This is a genomic window from Mycobacterium sp. E136 (genome assembly GCF_001666865.1).
In the GTDB taxonomy this organism is placed as follows: Bacteria; Actinomycetota; Actinomycetes; order Mycobacteriales; family Mycobacteriaceae; genus Mycobacterium.
In genome coordinates, this window is record NZ_LZJE01000180.1 from 1 (window position 1) to 8,001 (window position 8,001).

Annotated in this window: 10 protein-coding genes; 7 read left to right on the forward strand and 3 right to left on the reverse strand. The window is 66.4% G+C overall.

Going from position 1 to position 8,001, the window contains the following annotated elements:
- Positions 1–1,455: MMPL family transporter (locus tag A5698_RS12010; protein WP_068296842.1), on the reverse strand; the 1,455-nt coding region annotated here is incomplete at its 3' end.
- Between the two features lie 111 nt (positions 1,456–1,566).
- On the reverse strand, positions 1,567–2,484 hold the full coding sequence (locus tag A5698_RS12015; protein ID WP_068296845.1) for a LysR family transcriptional regulator: 918 nt from the start codon (positions 2,482–2,484) through the stop codon (positions 1,567–1,569).
- A gap of 131 nt (positions 2,485–2,615) precedes the next feature.
- Between A5698_RS12015 and A5698_RS12020 the strand changes: the two genes are divergently transcribed.
- From A5698_RS12020 to A5698_RS12040, 5 genes are read left to right on the forward strand one after another with little or no spacing between them, the layout of a single operon-like run.
- The gene (locus tag A5698_RS12020) at positions 2,616–3,911 is read left to right on the forward strand and encodes an aromatic ring-hydroxylating oxygenase subunit alpha (RefSeq protein WP_068296848.1); all 1,296 of its coding nucleotides are present in this window, start codon (positions 2,616–2,618) and stop codon (positions 3,909–3,911) included.
- Positions 3,908–4,231 (forward strand): hypothetical protein, encoded by a 324-nt coding sequence (locus A5698_RS12025; RefSeq protein WP_068296851.1) that lies wholly within the window; start codon positions 3,908–3,910, stop codon positions 4,229–4,231. The genes A5698_RS12020 and A5698_RS12025 overlap by 4 nt, the downstream gene beginning before the upstream one ends.
- A gap of 5 nt (positions 4,232–4,236) precedes the next feature.
- Positions 4,237–5,067, forward strand: coding sequence for a TauD/TfdA dioxygenase family protein (locus A5698_RS12030; protein ID WP_068296854.1), 831 nt, complete (start codon positions 4,237–4,239; stop codon positions 5,065–5,067).
- Positions 5,064–5,921, forward strand: coding sequence for a TIGR03619 family F420-dependent LLM class oxidoreductase (locus A5698_RS12035; protein ID WP_068296857.1), 858 nt, complete (start codon positions 5,064–5,066; stop codon positions 5,919–5,921). The genes A5698_RS12030 and A5698_RS12035 overlap by 4 nt, the downstream gene beginning before the upstream one ends.
- 2 nt (positions 5,922–5,923) lie before the next feature.
- Positions 5,924–6,520: a carboxymuconolactone decarboxylase family protein gene (locus A5698_RS12040; RefSeq protein ID WP_068296859.1), complete on the forward strand. Its 597-nt coding sequence runs from the start codon at positions 5,924–5,926 to the stop codon at positions 6,518–6,520.
- Here the strand turns inward: A5698_RS12040 and A5698_RS12045 are convergent.
- The gene (locus tag A5698_RS12045) at positions 6,517–7,236 is read right to left on the reverse strand and encodes a TVP38/TMEM64 family protein (RefSeq protein ID WP_068296861.1); all 720 of its coding nucleotides are present in this window, start codon (positions 7,234–7,236) and stop codon (positions 6,517–6,519) included. The genes A5698_RS12040 and A5698_RS12045 overlap by 4 nt on opposite strands.
- Before the next feature lie 71 nt (positions 7,237–7,307).
- On the opposite strand from A5698_RS12045, the gene A5698_RS12050 reads away from it, so the two are divergent.
- A complete protein-coding gene (locus A5698_RS12050) occupies positions 7,308–7,754 on the forward strand; it encodes an SRPBCC family protein (RefSeq protein WP_068296866.1) in 447 nt (148 codons plus the stop codon).
- Positions 7,738–8,001, forward strand: a 264-nt coding sequence (locus A5698_RS12055; protein ID WP_156670721.1) for a TetR/AcrR family transcriptional regulator, incomplete at its 3' end; no start/stop codon positions are given. The genes A5698_RS12050 and A5698_RS12055, both read left to right, overlap by 17 nt.

The following is an 8,001-nucleotide window of genomic DNA, read 5'->3' on the forward strand; positions in this document are numbered from 1 at the left end:
GGTCGCGGTGTCGTTGGGTCCGGTGGCGGGGACGACCTGGATGATGGCGGTGCCGTTCTGATTGACGCCGGGCGCCGCGATCACGACACCTTCCTCGCGGCGCAGATTGTCGGCGATGGTCTGCGCGGCGTTGGGGTCTCGCGCTTGGGAGAGGTCGGCCACGACGAGGAGGGGACCGTTGAATCCGGGTCCCAGATGCTCGGCGGTCAGGTCATAGGCCCTGCGTGAGGTGTTCGATTCGGGTTGCGAGGACCCGCTGGGAAGACCCAGGTGCATGCCGAAGGTGGGCAGGCCGATGAGTGCCAGCGCGACGATTCCGATCACCAGCAGCGGCTTGCGGAGGGCGACGACGAACCGCCCCCACCGGGCTCCCATCGTGCGGTGCGGCGTGTACGCGGCGACCTGCGCGACCTCCTTGGCGCGGTTGGGTTGCAGCGGGGTCTTGATGAACTTGGCGACGCGTTTGCCTGCGAAGCCCAGAAGGGCGGGCAGCAGGGTGATCGCGATCAACAACGCGATCAGCACCGACGCGGCGGCGGCCAGGCCCATGTAGGTCAGAAAAGGAATGCCGACGATCGACAGGCCGCACAGCGCGATGATCACCGTCAGCGCCGCGAACACCACGGCGCCACCGGCGGTGCCGACGGCCAACGCCACCGATTCCTCCATCGGCCGCAGGAGCAGCAGGTTGTTGCGGTAGCGGTTCAGGATGAACAGCGCGTAGTCGATGCCGCAGGACAGGCCGAGCATGAGTGCGAGCGAGAATGCGGCCGTTGGCATTTCGATCCATGCGGCGGTCGCGAAGATTCCCAGTGCCCCGATCCCGACACCGACGCACGCGGTGAGGATCGGCAGGCCCGCGGCGACAACCGCTCCGAAGGTGATCAGCAGGATCAGGAACGCGACACCGATGCCGATGATCTCGGGCAGTTCGGAGATCTCGACCTTGTAGCCGGGGTAGACGCTGCCCGAGTACTCGACCTGCACCCCCGCGGCCAGCGCGGGTTCCATCGCGTCTTCGACGGCGCGCAGCGATGCGTCGTCGACCTCTCCGGGCTGCGCCTTCCATTGCAGTGTCCCGAGGCCGACCGACGCATCGGGGGAGAGCAGCCGCGATTGCGCGGGACCTGCGGCGACGGCGACGTCGGGGATCGCCTGCAGGTTCTGCAGAGACTCGTCGATGGCACCCGCCGCCGGCGGGTCGGTGAGCCTGGTATCGGCCGGCGCCGCGAACGTGATCTGCGTCTGGGCACCGCTGAACGCGGGCACCTTCTCTTTGAGTCGCTCGACGGCCTGTTGGGATTCGGTGCCGGGAATGGTGAAGTCGTCACTGGGTTCGCCGCGCAGGCCGATACCGGCCGCGGCGACGCCGACCAGGATCGCCAGCCAGACACCCAGTACCAGCCATCGGCGGCGGAAACTGAAGGCGCCTATCGCGTACAGGTACTTCGACATTCCGGCTCCCGGTTTGACGGTGACAAAGTCGGGCCGACGTATTCCCCCTGAGACGTTGCTTATACCTGTGGGCGGCGAAGTGTGACGGGCGGCGCACCCCGCCATGCAGCGTCAGGCGCGGGCGATGTTCTCGACGATGATTTCGCAGGCGGTCTCGTAGAAGGCGCTGATCAGCGTGGAGAAGGACAGCTCGAACGGATAGACCATGTGCACGTCCAGCGATTCGAGGTGCCATTCCGGCAGCACGGGAACGAGCGTGCCCTCGCGTAACTCTGCGGTGCAGATGATCTGGGTGGGCATGGCGCCGAAGCCGAGTCCCTGCATGATGTACTGCTTGCAGACCTGAAAGTTGTTGGCACGCGCGCGCACTGGCGGAGTCAACTCGCCACGACGACCCTTCGCGGTGAGTGTGAGCCTGCGGGGCCCGCCGAAGCCGAAGTCGATGAACGGAACCGAGTCCAGCTGCGCGGGGTCGCGGATCGGCTCCGGCAACCCCGCGAGGAATTCCGGTGAGGCGCACAGGAACAGCTCGAGACTGAACACCTTGCGCGCGATCAGCGTGGAGTCCTGCAGCGGGCCGGTGCTGAACACCACGTCGAAACCGTCCCGGACCGGGTCGACCATGTTGTCGACCAGCCGAATGTCCAGCCGGGAGTGGGGATAGTGCCGCAGGAACGCCGCGCCGACACGCGAGGCGTAGTCGACGCCGACGAACACCGGGATCGCCACCCGCAGCTCACCCTGAGGCTCCTGCCTGCTGCCCTCGACGAGCGCGCGGACACCGTTGGCCTCGGCCAGGATGTTGACCGCGTGCGCGTACACCTGCTCGCCCAGGTCGGTGACCGTGAGCTGATGGGTGTTCTTGCGCAGCAGTTTGATGCCGAGATCGGACTCTAGCTTGGTCAGCTTGCGGCTGACCGTCGACTTCGGCATGCCGAGCAGCGTCGCCGCCTTGGACAGGCTGCGGTTCTCCACCACCTTGCCGAAGATCAGCAGGGCGTCGACGTCGAAGGGCAGGTTCTGTTCCATCGCGCCTCCTTTTGGCGTCGAACGATCGCGCGTTCCAAATATGCAACAGGGTGTTGCGTTGATGGCTCTGTTTCGGCCATTTCGCCGGCGGTACCTTCGGCCTACCGTCTTGCGCCCGACGAGGAGGACCGTTGAGTCACGACAGCCTGGTGACCAAACCCGCGAGCGGACACTGGACCGACGCCTACCCCGAGCTCGGTCGCGGACCGGTGTCGCTCGAGGACTGCGTCTCCGAGGAGTTCTACGAGAAGGAACGCGAGCACGTCTTCAAGAAGACGTGGCTGTACATGGGGCGCGTCGAGCGGGTGCCGAAATCCGGCAGCTACTTCACCCGCGAGCTGGGGTTTCTCAATACCTCGGTGATCATTGTGCGGGGCAAGGACCACGTGGTCCGCGCGTTTCACAACATCTGCCCGCACCGGGGCAACAAGATGCTGTGGGAGGACGACCCCTTCGCCGAGGTCGAGGGACGCGCGCCGCTGTTGTACTGCCGCTTCCACGGCTGGCGCTACAAACTCGACGGCTCACTGCACTCGGCCACCCGCAAGGATCTGCTGCTCGACTTCGACGCCGACAGCTGCCGGGTGCCGGCCATCCAGTGTGAGGTGTGGGAGGGCTTCATCTTCATCAACCTCAACCCGCACAACACCGAGCCGCTGCGTGAATACCTGGGCGAGCTGGCGCACGAGATCGAGGGGTACCCGTTCGCCGGCCCGCATCAGGTCTACAAGTTCAAGGCCGAACTGCAGTGCAACTGGAAGATCTTCCTGGACGGGTTCGCCGAGAGTTATCACGGTCCTTACCTCCATGCATCGTCGTTCGGCGCGGTCACCGCCGAGGCCAGGGACGCGTTCGACCAACCGAATCCGTTCACCGACGCGCTGGCCTATCGGCTCAAGGGCCCGCACCGGATGTTTTCGTTCTCCGGCGAACCGTCGCGAAAGACGCCGTACTCCAAACCGATCGAGTGCGTGTTCGAGGCGAGCGCGGCCGGGCCGTGGAACAAGAAGAGTGACCGCGGGCCGATGCCTGCGGGGATCAACCCGACGCGATCGGAGAAGTACGGCTTCGACTCGTTCCAGTTCTTCCCGAACTTCGTGCTGATATTCGGTGCGTCCGGTTTCACCGTCCACACGCACTGGCCCACCGGGCCGCACTCGCACATCTTCGAGACCGAGGCGTACTACCAGCCCCCGACGACGCACAAGGAGCGGCTGGGCCAGGAGCTGACGATCACTTACCTCAACGACATCATCCTCGAGGATGCCAGTCCCTCGGAGGGCCTGCAGGCGATGCTGAACAGCGGCGCGCTCACCCATTTCACGATGAACGACGAGGAGATCCTGCTCCGCCACTTCCACAAGGTCGTCGGCGACTACGTGGAAAACGGAGTGAAGGCCGCAGGAGAACAGAAGGCGATGCGATGAGCGCCTCTCTGCCACCGGCGTTTTCGCAGCTCGAACACCTCGTGCCCGAATGGGCCATCGAGGACGGCCACGCGCGATATGTGAAGCGGGTCAACAGTTCGATGGACCAGATCCGTGCGTTCTACGACGAGATCTTTCCGTATGCCGAGGAAGCGGTGGCCTACATCGACAAGTTCGACTACTCCGAGCCGCTGCCCGAAGACGTCGCAAACCTGCGCAACCTTCTTTACTCTCTGATCACCGTCTCGCTCGCGGTCGAGCTGTGGCACCAGCCGCGAGTCAAGCATTCGGCCAGCACGATACTGACAAGGGTGAGTTGAGCGCCGTGGGCCTGACCTCCGCACAATTGGACGTCGTCGACCTGACACCCAGGATCGGCAGCGAGATCCGCACCGACCTGGACACGTTGTGCAGCGGCCGTGCGGCCGAAAAGATCCGCGCCACACTGGAACAACGCGGTGTCGTGTTCTTTCGCGGACTGCCCATCAGCGACGAGCAACAGGTCGCGATCGCCAAGACGCTGGGTACCGTCGTGGCCAACGAGGGCGAGGACGGGATCTACAAGATCTCGCTCGACGAAAGCGTCAACCAGCGAGCGAAGTACCTCAAGGGTTCGCTGTTCTGGCACTTCGATGGCTCCCTGCAGCCCTATCCGAACCTGGCCACGCTGCTTCGCGCGGTGAAACTCGCCGATAGCGGCGGCGAGACGGAGTTCTGCAACACCTACGCCGCCTACGACGATCTGCCGCAATCGGACAAGGACCTCATCGCCGACCTCCGCGTGGTGCACAGCGCCGAACGGTCTCAGTACTATGTGACGCCGGAGATGAGTTACGACGAGATCGCGTTCTGGCAGAAGTCGCCGACGAAGGCGTGCCCCATCGTGTGGACGCATCGGTCCGGCCGCAAATCCCTGTTACTCGGCGCGACAGCCGATTACGTCGTCGGCATGCCCGTCGAGGAGAGCCGCGCCCTGCTTGCCCGGCTTCGGGATTGGGCGACGCAGCCGCAGTATGTCTATCGGCACGAGTGGGAGGTCGGCGATCTGCTGATCTGGGACAACACGGGCACCATGCACCGCGCGCTGCCTTACGCGGTCGACAGCGGTCGCCTCATGCACCGGACCATCCTGGCGGGCGAAGAGCCACTGACTTGAAACTGGGCATCGCGACACCGGTCGTCACCAATGTCGCCGGAGCGGCACTCACGTGGGAACGCGACGCAGGAGTCGAGGACATCGGTCGCGTCGCCGAGGCGGCCGACCGGCTCGGCTACCACCACCTGACCTGCAGTGAGCACATCGGCATCCCGGCGTCCGAGGCGGGGCGGCGCGGCGCGAGGTACTGGGACCCGCTGGCCACCCTGGGTTACGTCGCGGCCCGCACCGAGCGGATTCGACTCGTCACCATGACGCTGGTGCTCGGATACCACCATCCCCTGGCCATCGTGAAGCGGTACGGCACACTGGATCACGTCAGCCGCGGCCGGTTGATCCTCGGCGTCGGCGTCGGCTCGCTCAAAGAGGAATTCGATCTTCTGGGTGCCCCGTTCGAGGACCGCGGCCCGCGCGCCGACGACGCGCTGCGGGCCCTGCGTGCGGCCCTGTCGAGCAATGAGCCCTCCTACGAGGGTGAGTACTACTCGTTCGGCGGCCTGATCGTCGACCCGTGTGCACTGCAGGCTCACATGCCGATCTGGGTGGGCGGCCGGACCCGGCGTTCGCTGCGACGGGCGCTCACCCTCGCCGAGGGTTGGGCACCGTTCGGCATCTCACTCGAGACCGCCGCGGAGTGGCTGCGGGCGCGCGACGTCCCGCCCGGTTTCGAAGTCGTGCTGGCCGCCGACCGCCCTCTCGATCCGATCGAGAACCCCGAGGCCACGCGGGAGACGTTGCGCGCCATGGCGGAAGCGGGCACGACGATCGTCTCCGCGCGGTTCGTCCACCGGTCGCTCGAGCACTACCTCGAGCAGATCCACGCCCTCGCGGAACTGCACCGCGAAGAAAGGTGACCATGACCGAGGATGCCACGCCGCTCCTGACGCCGCTGACCGCTGACGAGTGGGGCGACGACGAGTACGCCGCTGTCGGCGCGCTGATGGGGATACCGGGCGGCGACGTTCCGCGGGCCGGTTCTGGAGAGCCCCGGGACCCGCTCAATTTCGACATCATCGGGGCACTGGCCCGGCATCCGAAGATGGCACAGAAATTCCTCGCCTACAACGCTTTTCTGCTGCAACGCGGTGAGCTGTCCCTGCGCCTGCGCGAATTGGCGGTGCTGCGGCTGGCGCATGCGCACCGCTCGTCGTTCTTCTGGGGCGAGCACGTCAAGGTCGCCAAGGCCGGCGGCCTGTCCGACGACGACATCGCCCGGATCACCCGCGGTAACACCGAATTCGACGGGGTGGACCGGCTGGTACTCGAGGCCACCGACGAGCTGCTCGCCGACGGCCGCGCGGCGCCGGCCACCTGGCGTCGTCTCGTCGACGAACTCGGCACGCATCAGGCGATGGAGCTGATCTTCGTCGTCGGCACGTACGCCATGCTCGCGATGGCCTGTGACACATGGCAGCTCGCCCCGCCGCCGGGCAGCGCCTCGCTTCCGGACTAGCAGTCGTCGGGATCGGGCGCGGTCCCGTCCTCGTCGGTGCGTGCCCGTCCGCGCCAGCTCCGGACGCCCCGGTGCGCGGCGAACGCGCCGGCGACCGCGGTGATGCACCACACCGCGATCGCCGCGTATGTCAGCGGTGAGGACAAGTCCGAAATCGACGCTCCCAGTGCGGTGTACACGAAGGCTCGCGGGACCGACCCGATGAAGGCGCCGACGGCCATCTGCCACAACGGAACTCCGAACGCGCCGAAGGCATAGGAGGCGAGCGCGTCGGAGATGCCCGGAACGAAGCGTTGACCGACGACGGCCCACAGCCCGCCGCGCGCGATGAGGCCGTCGAGCCGGGCCGCCCGGTCCTCTCCGAGCAGAGCCCGTGCGCTGTCGCGTCCGGCGCGCCTGCCGACCAGGCTGGTGACGCAGGCGGTGGTGACCGTCGCGCCAAGGGTGGCGAACGTGCCGACCAGCGGACCGAACAGCACGCCGCTTGCGGCCGCGAGGATCGGACCGGGGACGAACACCGCGCCGAGCAGGCCCGAAACCACGACGTAGACCAACGGCGCGATGGGGCCGGTGGACGCCACGGTGCGACGGACGTGCTCGACGTCGATCACCCCGGTCACCGCGACCAGATAGAACATGCCGAGCAGGAACGCGGCGAACAACACCAGCCGGAGGATGTGTCGCCGACGTGTGGTGGGGCGGTCGCTGAGCGTCATGTCCAGGCAATCTTGCCGCACGCGCGGTTTGGCCCTTCTCTCGCCGACGGCATGGATGTACCATTTGGTACATGATTACCGAGTGTGCTGCCGATATCGATGCACCGGCCGCTGCCGTATGGGACGTGTTCAGTGATGTCGAGCGCTGGCCGGAGTGGACGGCCTCGGTGACCCGCCTCACGGCGCTTGACACCCGAGAAGTGGTGGTGGGCAACCGATTCGAGATCAAGCAACCGCGCATGCCGAAGCTGGTCTGGGAGGTCACCGAAGCGACCCCCGGAGTGTCGTGGACCTGGGTGCAGCGTTCGCCCGGCGGGCTGACGGTGGCTCGCCACGACGTGATCCCGGTCGGAGGCGATCGGACCCGCATTCACCAACGACTCGAACAACGCGGGCCCATCGGGGCTCTTGTCGGCCTGTTGATGCGGTCGATGACCAGGCGCTACCTCGACCTCGAGGCCGAGGGGTTGAAGGCGCGCTGCGAGCATCTGCATCGGCTCGATGGCCCGACCCCCTGACCTCGAGCGTCGCAAGGAACTGCTGGACGACCTCGTTGCGGAGGTCGCACGCAACGGCATCGGTGACCGCCCGCTTCGTGACCTAGCGGCCGCGGTCGGCACCAGCCACCGCATGCTGCTGCATCACTTCGGGTCACGCGACGAACTTCTGCTGGCGATCGTCGGTGAGGTGGAGCGACGCCAGATGGTGACCACCCGGCAGCTGCCCGCCGATCCCGCCGAGGCCGTGGCGGCGATGTGGGCGAAC

Coding starts and splice junctions, on each gene's coding strand:
- A5698_RS12025 (WP_068296851.1), top strand. CDS start 3,908: ATGAGCGCCTCTCTGCCACCGGCGTTTTCGCAGCTCGAACACCTCGTG.
- A5698_RS12045 (WP_068296861.1), bottom strand. CDS start 7,236: ATGACGCTCAGCGACCGCCCCACCACACGTCGGCGACACATCCTCCGG.
- A5698_RS12015 (WP_068296845.1), bottom strand. CDS start 2,484: ATGGAACAGAACCTGCCCTTCGACGTCGACGCCCTGCTGATCTTCGGC.
- A5698_RS12040 (WP_068296859.1), top strand. CDS start 5,924: ATGACCGAGGATGCCACGCCGCTCCTGACGCCGCTGACCGCTGACGAG.
- A5698_RS12050 (WP_068296866.1), top strand. CDS start 7,308: ATGATTACCGAGTGTGCTGCCGATATCGATGCACCGGCCGCTGCCGTA.